The 374-nt window shown below is 58.6% G+C and carries 1 protein-coding gene; it reads left to right on the top strand.

Annotation, left to right across the window (positions count from 1 at the left end):
- A partial coding sequence (locus VJI93_RS08555; protein ID WP_324009285.1) for a hypothetical protein occupies window positions 1-374 on the top strand: 374 nt, incomplete at both ends.

Below are 374 nucleotides of genomic sequence, written 5' to 3' on the forward strand. Positions count from 1 at the left end.
TTTGCCGGTATCAGTGCCTTTGGTTTCGGGGGAACAAATTTCCACGCCGTCATCGAAAGCGGAAGCAGACCGGCTGCCGGCCAACCGGCCGTCAACGCCTGGCCTGCGGAATTGATCGTTCTGCGCGGAGATACGGATGAGCCGGCTGTGGCCCGCGCCCGTCTGGTCGGTGAGCTGCTCTATACCAACGACTCGCTGCCGTTGCGGGACATTGCCTATAGCCTCGCGCAGGAGAGTACCGCGCCGGTTCGCGCCAGTATTGTTGCGACTTCAACCGAAGACCTGAAAGAAAAAATAGACCTTTTTCTCGCAGGGGGTTCGGGCAAAGGCCTGTACCGTACGTCGCCGAAAGAAGGAAAAGTAGCCTTCCTCTT

Origin of the sequence: Parvimonas sp. M20, assembly GCF_035282425.1 — a bacterium.
Classification (GTDB): domain Bacteria; phylum Bacillota; class Clostridia; order Tissierellales; family Peptoniphilaceae; genus Parvimonas.